General features: G+C 74.0%; 21 protein-coding genes. 9 read left to right on the top strand and 12 right to left on the bottom strand.

Annotation, left to right across the window (positions count from 1 at the left end):
* Window positions 1-27: 27 nt before the first annotated feature.
* The 5 genes from HHL19_RS23125 to thpR all read left to right on the top strand — a co-directional run bounded on the left by HHL19_RS23125 (window position 28) and on the right by thpR (window position 4,723).
* Complete coding sequence (locus HHL19_RS23125) at window positions 28-1,119, top strand: DUF1996 domain-containing protein (protein ID WP_169092420.1); 1,092 nt, start codon at window positions 28-30, stop codon at window positions 1,117-1,119.
* Between the two features lie 88 nt (window positions 1,120-1,207).
* Window positions 1,208-2,614: a GH1 family beta-glucosidase gene (locus tag HHL19_RS23120; protein WP_169092212.1), complete on the top strand. Its 1,407-nt coding sequence runs from the start codon at window positions 1,208-1,210 to the stop codon at window positions 2,612-2,614.
* Between the two features lie 68 nt (window positions 2,615-2,682).
* The gene (locus tag HHL19_RS23115) at window positions 2,683-2,853 is read left to right on the top strand and encodes a hypothetical protein (protein ID WP_169092211.1); all 171 of its coding nucleotides are present in this window, start codon (window positions 2,683-2,685) and stop codon (window positions 2,851-2,853) included.
* A 120-nt stretch (window positions 2,854-2,973) separates the two neighbouring features.
* Window positions 2,974-4,023, top strand: a complete 1,050-nt coding sequence (locus HHL19_RS23110) for a hypothetical protein (RefSeq protein WP_169092210.1) — start codon at window positions 2,974-2,976, stop codon at window positions 4,021-4,023.
* 70 nt (window positions 4,024-4,093) lie between these two features.
* Window positions 4,094-4,723 (top strand): RNA 2',3'-cyclic phosphodiesterase, encoded by a 630-nt coding sequence (gene thpR, locus HHL19_RS23105; RefSeq protein ID WP_169092209.1) that lies wholly within the window; start codon window positions 4,094-4,096, stop codon window positions 4,721-4,723.
* Window positions 4,724-4,731: 8 nt separating this feature from the next.
* Here thpR and HHL19_RS23100 read toward each other — a convergent pair whose 3' ends face one another.
* Window positions 4,732-5,592: a maleylpyruvate isomerase family mycothiol-dependent enzyme gene (locus HHL19_RS23100; RefSeq protein ID WP_169092208.1), complete on the bottom strand. Its 861-nt coding sequence runs from the start codon at window positions 5,590-5,592 to the stop codon at window positions 4,732-4,734.
* A 299-nt stretch (window positions 5,593-5,891) separates the two neighbouring features.
* On the opposite strand from HHL19_RS23100, the gene HHL19_RS23095 reads away from it, so the two are divergent.
* Window positions 5,892-6,569: an aspartate/glutamate racemase family protein gene (locus HHL19_RS23095; RefSeq protein ID WP_169092207.1), complete on the top strand. Its 678-nt coding sequence runs from the start codon at window positions 5,892-5,894 to the stop codon at window positions 6,567-6,569.
* A 54-nt stretch (window positions 6,570-6,623) separates the two neighbouring features.
* Entirely contained in the window at window positions 6,624-8,099 is a 1,476-nt protein-coding gene (locus tag HHL19_RS23090; RefSeq protein WP_169092206.1) for a chlorohydrolase family protein, read from the top strand.
* Here the strand turns inward: HHL19_RS23090 and HHL19_RS23085 are convergent.
* The 7 genes from HHL19_RS23085 to HHL19_RS23055 all read right to left on the bottom strand — a co-directional run bounded on the left by HHL19_RS23085 (window position 8,084) and on the right by HHL19_RS23055 (window position 15,151).
* Window positions 8,084-9,046 carry a Gfo/Idh/MocA family oxidoreductase gene (locus HHL19_RS23085; RefSeq protein ID WP_169092205.1) on the bottom strand — a complete coding sequence of 321 codons (963 nt, stop codon included), beginning with the start codon at window positions 9,044-9,046 and terminating at the stop codon, window positions 8,084-8,086. The genes HHL19_RS23090 and HHL19_RS23085 overlap by 16 nt on opposite strands.
* Window position 9,047: 1 nt before the next feature.
* Window positions 9,048-10,352 (bottom strand): protocatechuate 4,5-dioxygenase subunit alpha, encoded by a 1,305-nt coding sequence (gene ligA, locus HHL19_RS23080; RefSeq protein ID WP_169092204.1) that lies wholly within the window; start codon window positions 10,350-10,352, stop codon window positions 9,048-9,050.
* Window positions 10,353-10,376: 24 nt separating this feature from the next.
* Window positions 10,377-11,294 (bottom strand): amidohydrolase family protein, encoded by a 918-nt coding sequence (locus HHL19_RS23075; RefSeq protein WP_169092203.1) that lies wholly within the window; start codon window positions 11,292-11,294, stop codon window positions 10,377-10,379.
* On the bottom strand, window positions 11,291-11,986 hold the full coding sequence (gene ligK / locus HHL19_RS23070; RefSeq protein ID WP_169092202.1) for a 4-carboxy-4-hydroxy-2-oxoadipate aldolase/oxaloacetate decarboxylase: 696 nt from the start codon (window positions 11,984-11,986) through the stop codon (window positions 11,291-11,293). Before ligK ends, HHL19_RS23075 begins: the two co-directional genes overlap by 4 nt.
* 17 nt (window positions 11,987-12,003) lie before the next feature.
* Complete coding sequence (locus HHL19_RS23065; protein ID WP_169092201.1) at window positions 12,004-13,029, bottom strand: amidohydrolase family protein; 1,026 nt, start codon at window positions 13,027-13,029, stop codon at window positions 12,004-12,006.
* Between the two features lie 31 nt (window positions 13,030-13,060).
* On the bottom strand, window positions 13,061-14,269 hold the full coding sequence (locus HHL19_RS23060; protein WP_169092200.1) for a 4-hydroxybenzoate 3-monooxygenase: 1,209 nt from the start codon (window positions 14,267-14,269) through the stop codon (window positions 13,061-13,063).
* Between the two features lie 114 nt (window positions 14,270-14,383).
* Window positions 14,384-15,151 carry an IclR family transcriptional regulator gene (locus tag HHL19_RS23055; protein ID WP_346768383.1) on the bottom strand — a complete coding sequence of 256 codons (768 nt, stop codon included), beginning with the start codon at window positions 15,149-15,151 and terminating at the stop codon, window positions 14,384-14,386.
* Window positions 15,152-15,287: 136 nt separating this feature from the next.
* On the opposite strand from HHL19_RS23055, the gene HHL19_RS23050 reads away from it, so the two are divergent.
* Window positions 15,288-15,947 carry a substrate-binding domain-containing protein gene (locus tag HHL19_RS23050; RefSeq protein ID WP_240981812.1) on the top strand — a complete coding sequence of 220 codons (660 nt, stop codon included), beginning with the start codon at window positions 15,288-15,290 and terminating at the stop codon, window positions 15,945-15,947.
* 86 nt (window positions 15,948-16,033) lie between these two features.
* Here the strand turns inward: HHL19_RS23050 and HHL19_RS23045 are convergent, their stop codons facing one another.
* Entirely contained in the window at window positions 16,034-16,714 is a 681-nt protein-coding gene (locus tag HHL19_RS23045) for a beta-glucanase (RefSeq protein ID WP_169092197.1), read from the bottom strand.
* A 143-nt stretch (window positions 16,715-16,857) separates the two neighbouring features.
* The gene (locus tag HHL19_RS23040; RefSeq protein WP_169092196.1) at window positions 16,858-17,235 is read right to left on the bottom strand and encodes a VOC family protein; all 378 of its coding nucleotides are present in this window, start codon (window positions 17,233-17,235) and stop codon (window positions 16,858-16,860) included.
* Between the two features lie 108 nt (window positions 17,236-17,343).
* On the opposite strand from HHL19_RS23040, the gene HHL19_RS23035 reads away from it, so the two are divergent.
* Window positions 17,344-17,970, top strand: coding sequence for a hypothetical protein (locus tag HHL19_RS23035; protein WP_169092195.1), 627 nt, complete (start codon window positions 17,344-17,346; stop codon window positions 17,968-17,970).
* 262 nt (window positions 17,971-18,232) lie between these two features.
* Here HHL19_RS23035 and HHL19_RS23030 read toward each other — a convergent pair whose 3' ends face one another.
* The gene (locus HHL19_RS23030; RefSeq protein ID WP_169092194.1) at window positions 18,233-19,099 is read right to left on the bottom strand and encodes an ABC transporter permease; all 867 of its coding nucleotides are present in this window, start codon (window positions 19,097-19,099) and stop codon (window positions 18,233-18,235) included.
* On the bottom strand, window positions 19,096-20,136 hold the full coding sequence (locus tag HHL19_RS23025) for an ATP-binding cassette domain-containing protein (RefSeq protein WP_169092193.1): 1,041 nt from the start codon (window positions 20,134-20,136) through the stop codon (window positions 19,096-19,098). Before HHL19_RS23025 ends, HHL19_RS23030 begins: the two co-directional genes overlap by 4 nt.

The following is a 20,136-nucleotide window of genomic DNA, read 5'->3' as shown; positions in this document are numbered from 1 at the left end:
CCCCCCACTGAGGAGATCCCCATGAGAATGAGATCGGGTCCGCAGCGGCTCTCCGTACTCCTCGTGAGCACGGCCCTCATCGCCGGCGCCCTCGGCATCGGCACGATCGCCCGGGCCACGGACCCGGACGGCGGCATCCCGCCCGCCGTCGCCGCGGCCGCCCAGCACGTCGGGCACCAGATGGCCGCCTCCACCCAGGCCTCCGGCGACGACGCCGACGGAGACGGGTACATACCGGCGAACCCGCCGGTCACCGGCGTCACCCCGTCCACGGCCACCCCGCCCCCGGCCTACCACCACGAGTTCCAGGCCGGCTGCGCCGTCTCCCACACCGCCCCGGACGACCCGATCGTCTACCCCGGCCAGTACGGCACGTCCCACGACCACACGTTCATGGGCAACACCTCCACCGACGCCGCCAGCACCACCGGCTCGCTCCACGGAGGCACCACCACCTGCAAGGCGCCCGCGGACGCCTCCGCCTACTGGATGCCCTCCCTGTACAACGGGGACCAGAAGATCCTGCCGGTGGGCCCGCAGGTCATCTACTACAAGGCGGGCGTCACCGACTACCGGAGCGTCCGGCCCTTCCCCACGGGACTGCGGTTCGTCGTCGGCAAGCCGACGCAGACCGAGCAGGAGTTCCGCGGCCACAAGGGCTTCGTCGAGGGCTGGGAGTGCGGGGACAGCTTCTTCAACACCGACATCCCGGCGAACTGCCCGAGCCGACCCGACGTCCAGCTCAACCTCCGCATGCAGGCACCCAGTTGCTGGAACGGCCTGCACCTCGACACCCCCGACCACCAGAGCCACATGGCGTACCCGGTCGTGAAGCCCGGAACCAATGACAACATGTGTCCGGCCTCCCACCCGGTCGCCCTGCCGATGATCGAGTTCAAGATGGCCTGGCCGGTCAACGGCGACCTGAGCCGGGTCCGCCTGGCCAGCGGCCGCGGCTACTCCTTCCACTACGACTTCTTCAACGCGTGGGAGGAGCGCACCCTCAAGGCCCTGGTCGACCACTGCGTCAACGGCGGCCTCCAGTGCGACACCCGGGGCTTCGACCTGTACCGCCCCGAGCGCGGCCAGGTCCTGAACGCCGACCACGTCCTGCCCTGACCTCCCGTCCCCCTCGTACGGGGCGGCCCGGACGCCCGACGCGGCGCCCGGGCCGCCCCGTACCGCTGCCACCGGAGAGCACCCACCCATGTCCGCCGACGCCCGCTTCCCCGCCGACGACGCCCTGATCGCCCGCCTCCCGCCAGGCTTCCGCATCGGCGCCGCCACCTCCGCCTACCAGATCGAGGGCGCCGTCGCCGAGGACGGCCGGACCCCCTCCATCTGGGACACCTTCTGCCGCGTGCCCGGCGCGATCGACCACGGCGACACCGGCGACACGGCCTGCGACCACTACCACCGCATGCCCGAGGACGTCGCGCTCCTGGCGGACCTCGGGCTCGACACGTACCGCTTCTCCGTCTCCTGGCCCCGCGTCCAGCCCGGCGGACGCGGCCCCGCCAACCCGAAGGGGCTCGCCTTCTACGACCGGCTCACCGACGAACTCCTCGGCCGCGGCATCACCCCCTGGCTCACCCTCTACCACTGGGACCTGCCCCAGGAGCTCCAGGACGCCGGCGGCTGGCCCGCCCGCGACACCGCCCACCGCTTCGCCGACTACTCCGCCCTCGTCCACGACCGGCTCGGCGACCGCGTCACCCACTGGACCACCCTCAACGAACCGTTCTGCTCGGCGATCCTCGGGCACGTCGAGGGCGTCCACGCGCCCGGCGGCCGCTCCCTCGCCGACGGCGTCGCCGCCGTGCACCACCTGCACCTCGCCCACGGCCTCGCCGCCCGCCGGCTGCGCGCCGACGCCCGGCGCCCGCTCGACCTCGCCGTCACCCACCTCCTCGGCACCAGCGCGCCCGCCGGCGACAGCCCCGCCGACCGCGAGGCCGCCCGCCGCGCCGACGCCTTCGGCTTCCGCTTCTACCTCGACCCGGTCCTGCGCGGCCGCTACCCCGACGACCTGATCGCCGACCTCGCGGCACACGGCGTCGAGATCCCGGTCCGCGACGGCGACCTCGCCGCCATCGCCACCCCCATCGACACCCTCGGCGTCAACTACTACCGCTCGATGCGGAGTTCAGGGACCGACGAGCACGGCGCCACCGCCGACGCCCAGGGCCGCCCCGTCACCCGGAACCTCCCGCACGGCGGCCTGCCCGTCACCGGACTCGGCTGGGAGGTCATGCCCCACGACCTCACCGCCCTGCTCCTCCGCATCGCCCGCGACTACCCCGGCACCCCCCTGGTCGTCACCGAGAACGGCGCCGCGTACGACGACGTCCCCGACGCCCGCGGACACGTCGACGACCACGACCGCACCGCCTACCTCTCCGCCCACCTCGCCGCCGTCGCCCGCGCCCGCGAGGCCGGCGCCGACGTCCGCGGCTACCTCGCCTGGTCGCTCCTCGACAACTTCGAGTGGGCGTACGGCTACGCCCAGCGCTTCGGCCTCGTCCGCGTCGACTACACGACCCAGACCCGCACCCCCAAGCGCAGCGCCCACTGGCTGCGCGACACGGCCCTGCGGGTGCGCGGCACGCCCTGAGCGGTAGCGGATTGCGGTCGGCTGCGGCGGGGCGGACGATGGGAGGAGGGGGCCGAAGGAGTGACGTCATGGCCGAAGAGCAGGGCGACCCGCTCGCCGCCTGGACCGAACGACTGCTGGGTCTCGGTGCCGGGATCTCGCCGCAGGACGCCAGATCGTTCGTCCGCGACCTGTACACCCACGCCCAGGCCACCCTCGACGCGGAACGCGCCGAGGCCGAAGCCGCCCGCGAGGAGTAGCGAGGAGCAGCCGCGCGAGGAACCCCCGCGAGGCGTCGCCGACACGCCACGACCCGACGGGAACCGGCCGCTCCGGCCGGGCGTGTTACGGGGGACGGTGCCGAGACGAGGGGAGACGCGGTGACCGCTGACGCGACCAGGATCGACGGGGACACACTGGTGCTGGGGGACGGGGTGCGGGTCCGCTTCATGCGGACGCTGCGGCTGCCGGAGACCGGTACCCACGGGCTGCCGCCGGGGCTCGGCACCTTTCCGCTCCGCCGGGTCGAGGACCACCCCGACACGGTGCCCGAGGCGTGGCGGGCCAAGGGCGGCGTGATGCTGCCGGTCTACCTCCGCGAGGCGATGTGGCTGAGCTTCGCCGGCAGCCCGGAGCCCACCGCGCTCCAGGTCGGCGTCGGCAAGGTCTGCGCGGTCTCCGGCGAGAAGTGGACCGGGAAGCTCTCCCGCCGGCCGCAGAACTACGTGGTGCTGCCCCGCCAGCCGTGGCTCGACGGCATCAACTCCGGCAAGGGCACGGTGCGCCAGTTCGTCGCGGTCCCGCTCGGCATGGGCGCCACCGTCGAGGGCCAGGTCACCGGCGAGGAGACCGTCGGCGGCCTCCAGCTCCAGGCGTTCCCGCTCAACCCGAAGCTCCGCGCCGCCTGGCGCGAGGAGCAGCGGCGCCTCGCCGAGGAGCGGGCCCGCCGCCTCGCCGCCATGCCCCGGTCGTCGTCCGGCGGCGGCTACGGCGGCCCGCCGCCGATGCCGATGGCCGCCCCCGCGGGCCCGCCGCCCGCCGCCGCGGCCATGGGCATCGGCGCCGGCGGCACCATGCGGCAGGAGGTGTACAAGGACGACCGCGCGTCCCGCGACTGGTCGGACACCCCGGGGGCCCGCGTCTTCGTCCACCTGGTGACGCCGCCCGAGTGGCGCCGCATCACCGGCGAGGAGCCTCCGCCGTCGCCCGCCGACCGCGCCGCGTACACCCGCGCGGGACTGCCCTGGTACGACTACGACGATCCCGACGGCACCGACCTCGCCCCCTCCGACACCCTCGCCGACGTGAAGCCGGTGGGCGAGTGGCTGGGCGACGACCTCGACCCGTGGACCCCGCCCGCCCCGTGGCAGGTCAAGCCCCTCGGCCCGCCGCCCCCGCCGGGCGCCCCGGTCGCCGACGGCGACTGGTGAACCCGCCGGGCGGGTCCCGTCACGGGACCCGCCCGCACGGCCCCGGCCCCGGCACGGTACGAATCGTTCCGTGAACGACACGTCCAACCCCGCCGCCACCCTTGCCGCCACCCCCGCCACCATCCGCGTCTTCATCGCCCTGGCGCCGCCCGACGACGCCAAGGACGAGCTCGCCCGGGCGCTGGCGCCGGCCTACGCGGCGTACCCCGGGATGCGCTGGAACCGGATCGAGGACTGGCACATCACCCTCGCCTTCCTCGGCGAGCTGCCGGTGTCCGTCGTGCCCCGGCTGCACGCGCCGCTCGCGGAGCTCGCCGCGGAGCGCGGGCCGCTGGAGCTCTCGCTCCGCGGCGGCGGGCAGTTCGACTCCCGCGTCCTGTGGAGCGGGATCGCGGGCGACGTCCCCGGTCTGCACCGGCTCGCCGACGACGTGCGGCGGCTCGTCAAGGAGGCCGGGATCGCCTACGAGGGGCGTCCACTGCGGCCGCACCTGACGCTGGCCAGGGCCCGTCGCGGCGACATCGCCGGAGTGCCGGAGGCGGTCGGGGTGCTCGACGGGTTCGAGGGCCGCGCGTGGCCGACCGCGCGGCTCCACCTCGTCGGCAGCGACGACGCCCGCGGGCCCGCCCCGGTCCGCTACCGGGACATCGACTCCTGGCCGTTCACCGGACCCGGACCCGGAACCGGACCCCGCGTCTGATGCGCGCGTCAGGGTGCGGTGATCAGCCGGCCGAGCCGCGTCGCGAGCCACGGCCGCGGCCCGCCGGCCCGCATCCGGCCCAGCGCGATCGCCTTCCAGATCGGCAGCCGGCCGAAGGAGACGAGCAGGAACGCCGTCGGGGCCGCCACGATCCGGCAGTCGTACGCGCGCGGCCCCGGATCCCGCGTGACGGTCGCCGCGCCGTCCTCCACGACGACCGCGAGCCGCGGACCGCCCTTCAGGACCAGGTCGAAGGCGATCCGCACCCCCTTCGCCCGCTCCGCGTCGAGGGCCAGCGGCATCATCGTCACCATCGCCTGCCCGATCACCAGCGAGGCCTCCGCCGGAGGGATGAGCCACGGCCGGCGCGCGCCCCGCGCGATGTCGAGCCCGTGCACCAGGGTCTCGCTGAGCATCAGACCCGTCGCCGCCGCGAGCGGGACGGTCCGCCCCGGCCCGTACCAGGGCGCGGGGACCGGCGTGTCGGGCGCGAGCCCCGCCGAGTCCCGCAGGAAGGCCGCGCCCCGCTCGGCGAGGATCGCGCCCAGGCGCTTGCGCTCCTCCCCGGCGATGAGCGTGACGGACAGGGCGTTGACGGCGGCGATCCGCTCCCCGAACGACCCCTCCCGGCCCGTGAGCAGCCCGTCCCAGTCGACGCCCCCGTCGCCGGTCACGGCGGAGCGGTACGCGAGGTACACGGCGGCGAGGTGCGCGCCGACGTCCCCCACGGACCACACCGGCACCCCGGACGGCACCTCCCACTCGTCGATCCCGTCGACCAGTTCCACCAGGCGCCCGACCGCGCCCTCCAGCGCGGCGCGCGTCCGCTCGTGCTCGGCCACCGGATCGAACGTCGTGACGACACCCATGCGATTCCCCCCAAGGCTGTGGACGGCCCCGCACGTTACCGTCGAGTAGCCCCGAGCGACAGCCCCCGCGCTCGGCGGAACGCCGTGAGCAGCCCGATGATCTCCCGGAAGCCGCGCCGCCCGGCGTGCCCCAGCGGGGTGACGCCCTCCGCGACTCGGTGGGAGGCGCTCACTCGCCGTCCCGCCCCGCACGCCGTCCTGGGCGGGGTCATCCGATCGGTGGATACGCCCACCCGATCCCCGCGATTCCATGGACCATGCGGACGTCCGGCCGCCGCCACCGTGAAGGAGACGCACGCATGCCCCTCGTCGCCCTCGTCAACCCCAACACCGACCGGGCCACGACCGCGATGATGGCCGCGATCGCCCGCCGCACCCTGCGCCCGGAGGACGGCTTCGACGTCCGGGGCGTCACCGTCGCCGCCGGCCCGCCGATGCTCGTCGACGAGGAACAGCTGCGCGCCTCGGTCCGACACGTCCTCGACGCGGCGGACACCCTCCTCGCCGGCCCGGCCGGCCCCGACGTGGCGGCCTTCGTCGTCGGCGCCTTCGGCGACCCCGGCGTCGAGGAACTCCGCGCCCGCACCACCGTGCCCGTCATCGGCCTCGCCGAGGCCGCCCTGCGCGAGGCAGGCGCGGACGGCCGCCGCTTCGGCATCGCCACCACCACCCCCGGCCTGGCCGCCGCGATCGACGCCCGCGTCGCCCGCCTCGGCCGGTCCGCCCGGTACACCGGCGTCCGTCTCACCCCCGGCGACCCGAACCGGCTGGCGGCGAACCCCGAGGAGATGACGGAACGGCTCGCCGAAGCCGTCGACCGCTGCGTGCGGGAGGACGGCGCCGAGGCCGTCGTCATCGGCGGCGGCCCCCTCGGCGAGGCCGCCGAAACCCTCCGCGACCGCTTCCCGGTCCCGGTCGTCGGCCCGGTCCCCGCCGCGAGTCGCGAGGCCCTGCGCCTCCTGAAGCCCGCCCGCTGAACACCGCCGCCCGGTCCCCACCCTGGGACACCCCTCCCCGCAAGGAAGCCCCGCATGCGCACCCTCGTCACCGCGAGCCACGTCATCGGCTACGACCCCGAGGCCGACGACCACGTCCTGATCCGCGACGGCCAGGTCGTCTACGAGGGCAACCGGATCGTGCACGTCGGCGTCGGCCGCGACCCCGCCGACTGCGACGTCGTCATGGACGCCGGACCGGCCCTGGTGGGCCCCGGGTTCGTGGACCTCGACGCCCTCGCGGACATCGACCACGCCCTCCTGGACACCTGGCACGCCGACGGCAGGGGACTCCAGTGGTCGCAGGAGTACGCGAACGGCGGCCCTGCACCGGTCTTCGACGCCGACGACCGCGCCTTCCTCCGCGAGTACGCCCTCGGCCAGCTCCTCCGCAACGGCATCACCACCGCCATGCCCATCGCCGCCGAGACCCACTCCGACTGGGCCGAGACCTACGACGACCTGATGTCCGTCGCCGACAGCGCCGCCCGCCTGGGCCTGCGCATGTACCTGGGCCCGAGCTACCGCAGCGCCGTCCCCGTCGTCACCGCCGACGGCACCCGCACCCTCCACTGGCGCCCGGAGCTCGGAGAGGCGGGCCTGGCGGAGGCGATCCGCTTCGTCCAGGACGCCGACGGCGCCCACGACGGCCTGATCCGCGGCGCGCTGCTGCCCTGCCGCATCGAGACCCTGACCCCGGAGCTGATGCGCGCCACCGCGCGCGCCGCCGAGGACCTCGACTGCCTGGTACGCCTCCACTGCCTGCAGGGCACCGGCGAACTCCGCGAACTGGCGGACCGTCACCAGACCACGCCACTCGCCCTGTTGAGGGAGACGGGCCTGCTCGGCAGGCGGCTGCTGATCCCGCACGCGATCTACATCGGCGGCCACAGCGAGGTCGACACCCCGTACGCGGGCGAGCTCGACGACCTGGCCACGATCGCCGGCATCGTCCACTGCCCGCACACGATGGTCCGCTACGGGGCGGCCCTGGAGGACTTCGACCGCTACCGTGCCGCCGGAGTCACCGTCGCCCTGGGCACGGACTCCTTCCCGCCGGACATGATCCGCAACATGGACTACGGCACCAACCTGTCCAAGCTCACCACCGGCCGCCTCGACGCGGGCTCCGCCGCCGACTACTACCGCGCCGCCACCCTCGGCGGGGCGCGGGCCCTGGGCCGTGACGACCTCGGCCGACTCGCCCCCGGAGCCCTCGCCGACCTGGTCGTCGTCCGGCTCGACGGCCCGCGCACCGGCCCGGTCGACGACCCGGTCCGCACGATGCTCATGAACACCTCGGGCGCGGACGTCGACACCGTCGTCGTCGACGGCCGCACCGTCCTGCGCGGCGGCGTCGTCCCCGGCGTCGACGAGACGGCCTCGCGGCTGCGGGCCCAGCGCCTCTTCGACCGCATGAAGGACGCCTACGCGGGCCGCGACTACCTCCACCGCACCACCGCCGAGCTCTTCCCCGGCTCCTTCCGGCCGGGGCCTCAGCCGGCCAGCTGAGCCTCAAGGTCCGCGAGCGTCCGGTAGCAGGAGAGGACCTGGGCGACGGAGGAGTTCGGCTCGCGGCCCTCGCGGATCGCGGCGACGAACTCCCGGTCCTGGAGCTCGATGCCGTCCATGGACACGTCGACGCCGCTCACGTCGATCGGCTCGTCCCTGCCGGTGAACAGGTCGTCGTACCGGGCGATGTAGGTGCCGGTGTCGCCGATGTAGCGGAAGAAGGTGCCCAGCGGGCCGTCGTTGTTGAACGACAGCGACAGGGTGCAGATCGCACCGTTCGCCGCCTGCAGCTGGATCGACATGTCCATCGCGATGCCGAGCTCGGGGTGGACCGGCCCCTGGACGGCGTTCGCCCGCACGATCGGCGAACCCGTCTGGTACGCGAACAGGTCGACGGTGTGCGCCGCGTGGTGCCACAGGAGGTGGTCGGTCCAGGAACGCGGCTGCCCCAGCGCGTTGAGGTTCGTCCGGCGGAAGAAGTACGTCTGCACGTCCATCTGCTGGATGCCGAACTCGCCCGCGTCGATGCGCCGCTTCACCCACTGGTGGCTGGGGTTGAAGCGCCGGGTGTGGCCCACCATGGCGACGAGCCCGGTGCGCTCCTGCGCCGCCACGCACGCCTCGGCGTCGCCGAGGGAGTCGGCGAGCGGGATCTCGACCTGCACGTGCTTGCCGGCCTCCAGGCAGGCGAGGGTCTGCGCGGCGTGCAGCTGGGTGGGGGTGGCGAGGACGACGGCGTCGACGTCGTCCATCGCGAGCACCTCGTCGAGGGAGCCGACGGCGCGTCCCACGCCCTGCTCGGCGGCGAACTTCCGGGCGCGTTCGAGGCTGCTGCTCACCACGGCGGCCACCTCGACGCCCTCGATCCGCCGCAGCGCGGCCGCGTGCTTGGCGCCGAAGGCGCCGCCGCCGGCCAGGGCGATCCGCAGGGTCCGGTCGTCAGTCATGTCACTCCTTCTCGGCGGGCTCTTCGGCCCGGGGGCGGTTGTCCAGGATCAGGTGGCCGACGGCGGTGTTGGACGCCGGCACATGGTAGAAGCGGTGCTCGACCGCGACCTCTCCCGAGCCGTCGACGTCGCTGAGCGCGCCGCGCGCGATCAGCCACATGACCAGCTCGATGCCCTCGGAGCCGGCCTCCTCGACGTACTCCAGGTGCGGCACCTCGGCCAGTCCGGCCGGGTCCTCGACCAGCCGGTCGAGGAAGGCGTTGTCCCAGGCGCGGTTGATGAGCCCGGCGCGCGGTCCCTGGAGCTGGTGGCTCATGCCGCCGGTGCCCCACACCTGCACCTCGACGGGGCGGTCGTACGACTCGATGGCCTTCCGCAGCGCCTGGCCGAGCCGGAAGCAGCGCGCACCCGAAGGGACCGGGTACTGCACGACGTTGACGTGGAACGGGATGACCTTGCACGGCCACTTCTCGACGTCGCCGAACATCAGCGAGAGCGGCACGGTCAGCCCGTGGTCGACGGTCATCTCGTTCGCGAGGGTGAGGTCGAAGTCGTCGCGGATGAGCGAGTGCGCGAGGTGCGCGGCCAGGTCCGGGTCGCCCTCGACGGCGGGCACGGGCCGGGGGCCGTACCCCTCGTCGGCGACGGGGAAGGAGGCGCCGGTGCCGAGCACGAAGGTCGGGACGAGCGACTGGTCGAAGGCGCTGGCGTGGTCGTTGTAGACGAGGACGACGACGTCGGGCACGTTCTCCCGCTGCCACGCCCTGGAGCGCTCGTACCCCTCGAACACCGGCCGCCAGTACGGCTCTTCGGTCTTCCCGTGGTCCATCGCCGCGCCGATCGCGGGGACGTGCGAGGTGAAGACGGCGCCGGTGACCGTCGCGCGCCCGGACGGGGCGGTGGGGGCGTGGGCCGCTTCGAGGACGGCGTGGTCGATGCGGTTGCCCTCCACGGACCGGCCGCCGCCGGCCATCATGGCCCGGTACTCCTCCTCGGTCATCCCGGTCATCGAGCCGGCCATCTGCTGGAACGAGAAGCCCAGCGTGGCACCCCACTTGGCGAGGAAGTAGATGTTGCCGCCCTCGCGCACGGCGGCGTTGAGGTCGCGGTCGAGCAGCGCCCGCTTCTGTTCCTCGCGCAGCGGCCACGCGTCCAGGTAGGCGCGCTCGTCGGCGAGGTACGCGGCACGGTTCTCGGCCGTCATCAGCGACATGCAGAACTGGTTGAGGTGGTATCCCCTGGCCGACTGCTCGGCGTCGAAGATCGTCGTCCCCGGAACCAGCTTGTAGGTCTTGTCCAGCGGCATGCCGGAACTCCCCTCGTGGTGTGGTCAGTCGGACTCGGGCCAGTACAGGCGCGTCGGGTTGTCGACGAGCAGCTTCCGCCGGAGCTCCGGCGTCGGCGCGATGTGCGGGACGAAGTCGACGAGCAGCCCGTCGTCGGGCATGTGGCCGGTGAGGTTGGGGTGCGGCCAGTCGGTGCCCCACAGGACCCGGTCGGGGAACTCCTCGACCACGCGCCGGGCGAAGGGCACGACGTCCCGGTACGGGTTCCGCTCGCCGTCCAGGGCCGGCGGACCGCTCGCGCTGAGCCGCTCGGGGCACGTCACCTTGCACCAGATGTCGGCGCGGGCGCGCAGGAAGTCCAGGAAGGCCCCGAACTCCGGCCCGTCCGGGTCCTTGCCGACGTCCGGCCGGCCCATGTGGTCGACGACCAGCGGCACGGGCAGGGCGAGGAGGAAGTCCCGCAGGCGGGCGAGGTCGGCCGCCTCGAAGTAGACGACGACGTGCCAGCCGTACGGAGCGATCTTCTCGGCGATGTCCAGGAGGTCCTGCTCCGGCGCCGCGTCGACCAGCCGCCGGACGAAATTGAACCGCACCCCCCGGACGCCGGCCTCGTGCAGCTCCCGCACCTCGGCGTCGGTGACGTCGGGCCGCAGCGTCGCCACGCCCCGGGCCGGCCCGCCGGAGGCCCGCAGGGCGTCGACCATGGCGGAGTTGTCGGCGCCGTGACAGGTGGCCTGCACGACGACGTTGCGGGCGAAGCCGAGGTGGTCGCGGAGCGCGAAGAGCTGCTCCTTGGACGCGTCGCAGGGCGTGTACTTGCGCTCGGGCGCGTACGGGAACTCCTCGCCGGGCCCGAAGACGTGGCAGTGCGCGTCGACGGCGCCCTCGGGGAGCCGGAACTCCGGCCGGCTCGGACCGGCGTACCAGTCCAGCCAGCCCGGCGTCTTCTCGAAGGCCGTCATCGTCCGTCCTCGTACCGCAGTCCCAGCGAGGCCAGCGGGCCGCGCATCCCGTACAGGTCCAGGCCGAGCTTCCCGGCCCGGAACTGCGCCCGCTTGCCCTCCTCAGCGGCCTCCCGGGCCGCCGCCGCGGCGGCCACCCCGGCGGCCCGCTCGCGCGGCACGACGACGACGCCGTCGGCGTCCGCGACGACCACGTCACCGGGCCGGACCAGGGCGTTGCCGCAGACCACGGGCACGTTGACCGAGCCGAGCGTGGCCTTGACCGTGCCCTTGGCGTTGACCGCGCGGGAGAAGACGGGGAAGTCCATCCCCTCCAGGTCGGCGACGTCCCGCACCCCGCCGTCGATGACGAGGCCCCGGCAGCCCCGGGCGCGGAAGGAGGTGGCGAGCAGCTCGCCGAAGAAGCCGTCCTCGCTCTCCGTCGTGCAGGCCGCGACGACGACGTCGCCGTCCCGGATCTGCTCGGCGGCCACGTGCAGCATCCAGTTGTCGCCGGGCTGGAGGAGCACGGTCACGGCCGTGCCGCACATCCGGGCCTTCGGGTAGACCGGGCGCAGGTAGGGCCGCATCAGCCCGACGCGGCCCATGGCCTCGTGGATCGTGGCGACGCCGTACTTCGACAGTTCGGCGACGGCCTCCGGGGCGGCCCGTTCGACGTGCGTGCGGACGACGCCGATCTCGGTGTGTTCCATGGGTGCTTCTCCTGGGGTCAGCGGCCGGCCGCGGCGAGGCGGGCGGCGAGTCGGGGGTAGACGCGCAGGGCGTTGCCGGAGTACACGGCGGCACGCTCCCCGTCCGACAGGTGCGGGGTGGCGTCGACGTACCGCTTCGTGTCGTCGAAGTGATGGCCCGTGCGCGGGTCGACGTCGCGGACGGCGCCGATCATCTCGCTGGCGAACAGGACGGACCGGCTGGGGATCACCCGCGTGAGCAGGTCGACGCCCGCCTGGTGGTAGACGCAGGTGTCGAAGAAGACGTTGTCGAGCAGCGCCTCCGGATCCGGCCTGCCGAGGGCCATCGCGAGGCCGCGGAAGCGGCCCCAGTGGTACGGGACGGCGCCGCCGCCGTGCGGGATCACGAACCGCAGCGTGGGGAAGTCGGCGAACAGGTCGCCCTGCACCAGCTGCATGAAGGCGGTGGTGTCGGCGTTCAGATAGTGCGCGCCGGTGGTGTGGAAGGCCGGGTTGCAGGAGGTGCTGACGTGGATCATCGCCGGGATGTCGTACGCCGTCATGGCCTCGTACAGCGGGTACCAGCTGCGGTCGGTCAGCGGCGGCGCGCTCCAACGGCCGCCCGACGGGTCGGGGTTGAGGTTCACCGTGACGGCGCCCAACTCCTCGACGGCACGCGTCAGTTCGGGCAGGCAGGTCGCGGGGTCGACGCCCGGGGACTGCGGCAGCATCGCGCCCGTCGCGAACCGGTCGGGGTAGAGGGCGGCGACGCGGTGCACCAGGTCGTTGCAGATCCGCGCCCACACCGAGGAGACGGCGAAGTCGCCGATGTGATGGGCCATGAAACTGGCCCGCGGCGAGAACACCGTGAGGTCGCTGCCGCGTTCGTCCATCAGGCGCAGCTGGTTGCCCTCGACCGCGGCGCGCAGCTCGTCGTCGGTGATGACCAGCTCGTCGGGGTCCGGGAGGGGGCCGCGGCCCTCGGCGGCGGCGATCTGCCGCTCGCGCCAGGCGGCGAGCTTCGGCGGGGCGGTGGTGAAGTGGCCGTGACAGTCGATGATCATGGGGAGGCCTCGGGGTCGTCCGGTGCGGTGGTCAGTGGTCGCGGGTGGGCCAGCCGGTGTACTGCTCGGCCAGGTACGTCCGTCCGGCGCGCGTCCCCACCACGTTCTCCAGCTCGCCGAGCTGACGCCGCAGGTCGAACGCCGAGGCCCCGGGCGCGGTGTGGAGCAGCCGGGTCATCCAGTACGAGAAGTTCTGCGCCCGCCAGATCCGCCGCAGCGCCCGGGGCTCGTACTCCTCCAGGGCCGTCTCGCCGGCGCCGCCGAGCGCCTTCAGCAGCACCTCGGCGAGGACCTTCACGTCGTGCAGCGCCAGGTTGAGCCCGCGGGCCCCGGTGGGCGGCACCGTGTGCGCGGCGTCGCCGGCCAGCAGCAGCGAACCCCAGCGCATCGGCTCCTGCACGAAGGAACGGAACCGCAGCACCGTCTTCTCGGTGATCGGCCCCTCCTTCAGCCGGAAGCCGTCCTCGCCGGCCACCCGCGCCTGGAGCGTCTCCCAGATCCGGTCGTCGGACCAGGCGTCGGCGGACTCGTCGGGGGAGCACTGGAAGTACATGCGCTGCACGGCCTCGGTGCGCTGGCTGATCAGCGCGAAACCGTGCTCGGAACGGGCGTAGACCAGCTCCGGCGCGCTCCTCGGTGCCTCGGCGAGGATGCCGAACCAGGCGAAGGGGTACTCCTTGCCGTACCGCGTCCGCCGGCCCTCCGGCACCAGGTCGCGGCACATGCTCCGCGAGCCGTCGGCGCCGACCACGTACCGCGCCCGGATCTCGTGCCGGGTCCCGTCGGGCGCGGTGTACCGCACCCGCGGGGCGTCGGTGGTGACGTCGAGGACCTCGGTGTCCCGGATCCCGAAGTGGACGGTGCCGCCGTCGCGTTCGCGGGCGTCCGCCAGGTCGACGAAGACGTCGGTCTGCGGATAGAGCCAGGTGGACGCGCCGACGAGCTTCTTGAAGTCGATCCGGTACGGCCGTCCGCCCGACCGCACCTCGATGCCCTCGTGCTCGTACCCGTCCCGCAGGATCCGGTCCGAGACCCCGGTGTCGACCAGGTCCCGGGCGACGTCGGCCTCCAGGATCCCGGCCCGCTGCGTCGTCTCGATCCCGTGACGCGTACGGGTGTCGACGGCGACCGCCTCGACCCCGGCACGGCCGAGCAGATGGGCCAGCATGAGGCCCGCGGGCCCCGCGCCGACCACCGCGACCGGAACCGAGACGACGGAGTCGACGGGGGCGTCGGCCATGGCATCTCCCAAGCAGCTGTGAGCGATCCGAACGGTTCGGAACGGCCCGAACGCTGCCAGCCTGCCCACCCCCCGGTCTGCGGCGTTTCCGTCAGGCGGAAGCCGGCCCGGAAGTCACTCCGTCGTCCGCGTCCGCCTGCCGAGTTCGTCGGAGATCCCGTACGCGGCCCGCAGCAGCGGCTCGCGCAACCGATGCGCCCGGTCCGCGCCCTCCGCCGTGACCACGATCCCCAGCGCCGCGCTCACCGGCCCCGACCGCCCGATCCGCACCGGCGCCGCCACCGCCACCGTGCTCTCCGACAACTGCCGGTCGCTGACGAAGACCTGCTCCCGGCGGATCCGGTCCAACTGCGCCCGCAATGTCCTCGGATCGGTGACCGTGTGCGGCGTCCACGCCCGCTGCGGCGCCCCCAGGACCTCCTCCTGGATGTCCCCCGGCGCGTGCGCGAGAAGCACCCGCCCCATCCCCGTCGCCCCCACCGGGAAGCGGGTCCCGACCCCGGTGAGCAGCTCCACCGACCGGTGCCCGGCGATCCGCTCCACGAACACCAGCTCCGTGCCCTCCCGCACCGCGAGCTGCACGTTCTCGTGCGTCACCTCGTACAGGTCCTGCATGAACGGCAGCGCCACGTCCCGCAGGATCTGCGTCCGGGGACAGCCCGAGGCGATCTCCCACAGCCGCAGCCCCACGTGCCACGCCCCGTCCTCGCCCCGCTCCAGCGCCCCCCACGCCGCCAGCTCCATGACCACCCGGTGCGCGGTGCTCAGCGCCAGGCCGGTCCGCTGGGCGATCTCGGATAGTGTCTGCGCCGGGTGCTCACGGTCGAAGACCGCGAGGACCTCCAGTACTTTGCCTGCCGCGGTGCTCCGGGTCGTGCTCACGCCGCCAGTCTCGCAGACTCCCGCGGACCCGCCCCGAGCCGCCTGCCGCGCTCCCCTCTCTCGTCTCCCCTCTCCCGATCCCGACACGACCACGTGAGGCCTCGACATGCACCGAGAACTCGTAGGACTGTCCTCGATGGCGACCCGCCCGATCCTCGCCGACCTCTGCGCACACCTCCGCCTCGCCGACGGGACGCGGATACGCTTCGAGTCCGCCGGCGGCGTGGAGATCGCCCGCCGGGTGCGCGAGGGCACCGAGGCGGACCTCCTCGTCCTCGCCGCCGACGCGGTGACGGCGTTGGAGGAGGCCGGACACCTGGCCCCCGGAACGGCCCGCCCCCTGTGGCGCTCCCAGGTCGTCGCCGCCGTACCGGCGCAGGCCCCGGCCCTACCCCTCGACACGGTCGGCGACCTCCGCACCGCTCTCACGTCGGCGACCGCCATCGCCTACTCCACCGGCCCCAGCGGCACGGCCCTCCTTGACCTCCTCCACCGCCTCGCCCTGGCCGACACGCTCACCGACCGCCTGGTCCAGGCCCCACCCGGCGTCCCCGCCGGCACCCTCCTCGCCTCCGGCCGCGCCGACCTGGCCTTCCAGCAGCACAGCGAACTGATGGACCTCCCCGGAGTCACCGTCCTCGGCCCCCTCCCCGGCGACACGGCCATCACCTCCCTCTTCACCGCCGCCGTCCTCGCCACCACCACCGCCCCGGCCCACGCCCAGGAGGCCCTCGCCCTCCTGACCGGCGACGAGGCGACGCGGCGCGCCGAGGCCCGGGGCATGGCCAGGGCCTGACGGGCGGGCGCCAGGGCTGGTGGGCAGGCGCCAGGGCCTGACGGCGGGTACCACGCCTGAGGGGCGGGCCCGGGGCGACGCCCACCTCACCAGCGGCTCCGGAGCACCCGGAGATCCGCCACCTCGAAGGACATCTCGGTGGTCCCGGGATCGGGCGCGGGGTGGTATCGGCCGGCGCAGACGGAGAGGTTGACGATCAGGCAGGCGTGCCAGGAGCGCCCGACGCCCCGGCCGTCGGCGAAGACCGCGGTGCCGTTCACCCACCACACCACGGACCGGGCCCCGAACTCGGTCCGCAGCTCCACCCACTCCCCGGGCCGGACGTCGGGCGAACGGTGGTAGTGATGGGTGCCCCGCACGCGGTTGGAGAGCTCCAGCAGATCGGGGTTGTCCGGGTGGTACTCGAAGACGTCGACCTCCTGCCCGCCGTCGCGCCAGGTCCAGATCGCCGGCCAGGCCCCCGTCTCCGACGGCAGCCGCACCCGGGCCTCCAGCACGTCCCCCGCCCGGACCTCGAACCCCTCCTCGCTGCCCTCCGTCGTCAGCAGCCCGCTGTCCCACAGGCCGTCGGGCCGTCGGGTCGCCCGGAAGACCCCGGAGCGGCAGTAGGCGGGATCGTCCACGAGGTGGTCGAGTTTGTTGTCGAGCGGATTGACCGGCCCGCCGTCCGGATAGGCCCAGGTACGCCCGGCGACCCATTGCGAGGGCGAGCCGAAGTCGGCGGCGAACACGGGCTCGTCGGGCGACGGGGGATACGGCACGGACATGGCGGCTCCTCGCGGGGTGAATCGGCCGACAACGGACACCGCCATGGCTCCCCGCTCCCGCGCCCCTCATGCGGAACAGCAGATTCCTGTCCGGAACTCGTCACGGCCCGCCGGTCCCACACACGCCCCGAGGACCGGCGCGCTCAGTCCCGCACGAGGCAGAACGGGTGCCCCGCCGGATCCGCGTACACCCGCCAACTCCGCTTCCCGTCACCGCCGTCGAGAAGCGTCGCCCCCAGGGCGAGCACCTCCGCCCCGGCCCGATCCAGATCCGCCACGCCCAGGTCGAGGTGGAACTGCTGAGGGTGGCCGGGATCCGGCCAGCGCGGCGCCCGGTACTCCGCCACCCGCTGGAACGCCAGCACGAGCCCGCCGTCGGCGTGCACCGTCGCCCAGTCGTCACCGAGCGACCACCGGGCATCGGGCCGGTTGACCTCGCCCCCGACCAGCGAAGCGTAGAAACGCGCGAGTTCCATGACGTCAGGGCAGTCCAGCACCACACATTGCAACGTTCCGATCATGCGGAGCAGACTAGAGGACCGCCGCCGCCGAGGCGGCTGCACCGGGGGCGGGGGAAAGTGCTACGAGGACCGAGGGTCGGCGTGTTCCTGGGTTGTGCCGTACTGGCCGTGACCTCCTGCGCGGGAGCGGAGAGCCCGGAGCGGACGCCGAAGACGTCGTCGGCGAGCCCCACGCCGTCCGCCACCGCCTCCGCAACGGCCACGGCGACCGAAAGCGTGGAGGAGGCCGTCGCCGCGGCGGCCGAGCAGATGAGGACCGCCGCCACCGGACGCAACGCGCCCGGCCCCCAGGGACTGCTGGTCGCCGCCGAGTCGACCGGCGGGGCGCTCTTCGTCTGGGAGACCCCGGACGGCCGGTTCTGCCACGGCGCGGCGAAGCCCGTCGGCATGACCATGGTGGCCTGCGCCTCGGCTCCCCACACGCCACCGGTGGGGGAGAAGCCCCGGATCATCCCCTTGGTCACCATGATGGCCACGGGCTGGAACGTGGTCTTCGGCGCCGAGCACGAGACCGTGGAGTCCGTGACCTGCAACGGCGTGCCCCTCCCCGTGAAGGACGTCGGCGTCGTCGCGGACGGCCGGCGGTCGGTCCATGCCATCGAGTTCCCCGACCTGACGCTCGGCACGGTCGACGTGCGGGTGCGGAGGGGCTCCCGTGTCGTCACCGAGTCGCTCTCCCTGATGTCGTCCTGGAAGGAAGGGAAGGGGAACTTCGCGATCTGCGGAAAGCCCTAGTCCGTCGTGCCGAACCGGGGCGCGTCCGCGAGGCAGGCGGGGACGTCCGGGGTCTCGGGGGTGAGGACGTGACGGATCCGGGCGCCGCGTTCGTGTGCGAGCGGCGCTGGCGAGGCCGTCGTCCGGATCTCCCCGTGCGGAGCCGCCCGCCTCACCGGCGCCGCCGCCCGGGCTCCGCGACCGCATCGGGGCCACGGCCCGAGCCCTGGCGGGCCGGGACGGCTGACCCGGGCGGACTCCTCAAGGCGATTGCTCAAGGCGGCTACTCCGGGCGGCCGAAGCGGCGGGCTGCCCACGTGAGGGCTGCCGCGCCCGCTGCCAGGAGGAGGCCCGCTTCGAGGAGGAGGGGTGGTGGGTGCCCGGCCCAGGCGAGACCGTCGGCCGCCGCCTGCTCCGGCGCCCGGAGGGCGATCGAGCGGCGCAGCACGTCCACGCCGTACGCGAGGGGGTTCGCGGCCGCCAGGGCCTGCGCCCAGCCGGGCAGGGACGTCAAGGGGAAGAAGCCGCCGGAGAGGAAGAGCAGCGGCATCATCACCAGGCCGAGGAGCGTGTGGAAGGTCTCCGGACTCCGCAGGCCCACGGCCAGGGCCAGGGACAGCGCGGTGATCGCGAACGACGCGAGGACCAGGCCGCCGAGGAGCAGCACGAGCAGGACCGGGTCGTACGGGAGGCCCACCGCGCCCGCCAGGAGGAGGAGCACGGCGCCCTGCACCGTCGCCACCAGGGTGCCGCCGGCGCAGCTGCCGAGGAGGAGGGTGGTGCGGCCCACGGGGGCCATGAGGAGTTCGCGGAGGTAGCCGCTCTGCCGGTCGGTGATCAGCCGGATCCCGACCATGATCGCCGGAGTCTGCACGGTCATCATCAGCATGCCCGGGAAGAGGTACGTCCGGTAGCCGACGCCGAGGGAGGTCGTGGGGATCAGCGCCGCCAGGCCGCCGCCCAGGATGAACAGGTACAGGACCGGGTGGAGCAGCATCAGCGCCGTGGGGATCCGCTGGCAGGCGAGGCGGAGGAGATCGCGGTGGACCAGCGCGTGCACCGCCCGCAGTTCCCGCCGGAGGCCGGTGCCGGTGCCGGTGCCGGTGCAGGTGTCGATGCCGACACGACCACCCGTGGCCGTCGTCGTCATCGGCCGCCCCCTTCGTCCGGGGCCATGCTGCGGCCGGTGTGGTGGAAGAAGACGTCGTCGAGCGTGGGCGGGGTGGCGGAGGCGGCGTGGACGTCGATGCCGTGGGAGCCGAGCGCCGCGCACAGCCGTGGGATCCAGGTGCTGCCGTGGGGGACGCGCAGCCAGAGGCCGTCCGCGTCGACCGTGACGGGCCGGCCGGGCGGGGCGAGCGGGACGACGACGCGCCGCGCGCCCGCGTCGTCGCTCGTGCGCAGCGCCACCCGGTCGTCTCCGATCGCTGCCTTCACGTCGTACGGGGTCCCCTGCGCGACCAGCCGGCCCCGGTCGACGATGGCGAGGCGGTCGCAGTGCTCCGCCTCGTCCAGGTAGTGGGTGGTGACGAACAGCGTGCTGCCGTGCCGGTCGCGCAGGGTCCGCAGGTGGTCCCGGACGAGGACGCGGGCGTGCGGGTCGAGGCCCGTCGTCGGCTCGTCGAGGAACAGCACTCCGGGGGAGTGCAGCAGCTGGCGGGCGAGCTCCAGGCGTCGCCGCATGCCGCCCGACAGGGTGCGGACGGGCGCACGGCGCCGGTCGGACAGGCCGGCGACGTCGAGCGCCTCGGCCGTGCGGCGGCGGGCCTCGCCGCGGCGGAGCCCGTACAGGCGTGCGTGGACGCGGAGGTTCTGCTCGGCCGTCAGGTCGGTGTCGAGGGCGCTGTGCTGGAACAGCAGCCCGACCCTGCCGCGTACCAGGTCGGGCTCGGTGAGCACGTCGGCGCCCGCCACCGTCGCGGACCCGGAGGTGGGGCGGGTGAGGGCGCAGAGCATCGCGATGGTCGTGGACTTCCCGGCGCCGTTCGGGCCGAGGAACGCGAACGTCTCCCCCTGGCGCACGTCCAGGTCGAGCCCGCGCACCGCGTGGACGGGGGCGCCGTCCGGCCCCCGGTAGCTCTTGACCAGGCCACGCGTGCGGATGGCGGAGGGGACGGACGCGGCCGGCGGCGCGGTCCGCGCGGCGGCGGTGCGGGGGGAGTCGTGGTCACCGGGGTGCAGCGGCAT

The sequence above is a fragment of the Streptomyces sp. R302 genome (assembly GCF_012927245.1).
Taxonomy (GTDB): Bacteria; Actinomycetota; Actinomycetes; order Streptomycetales; family Streptomycetaceae; genus Streptomyces.
This window is presented reverse-complemented; position numbering and strand designations above follow the sequence as displayed.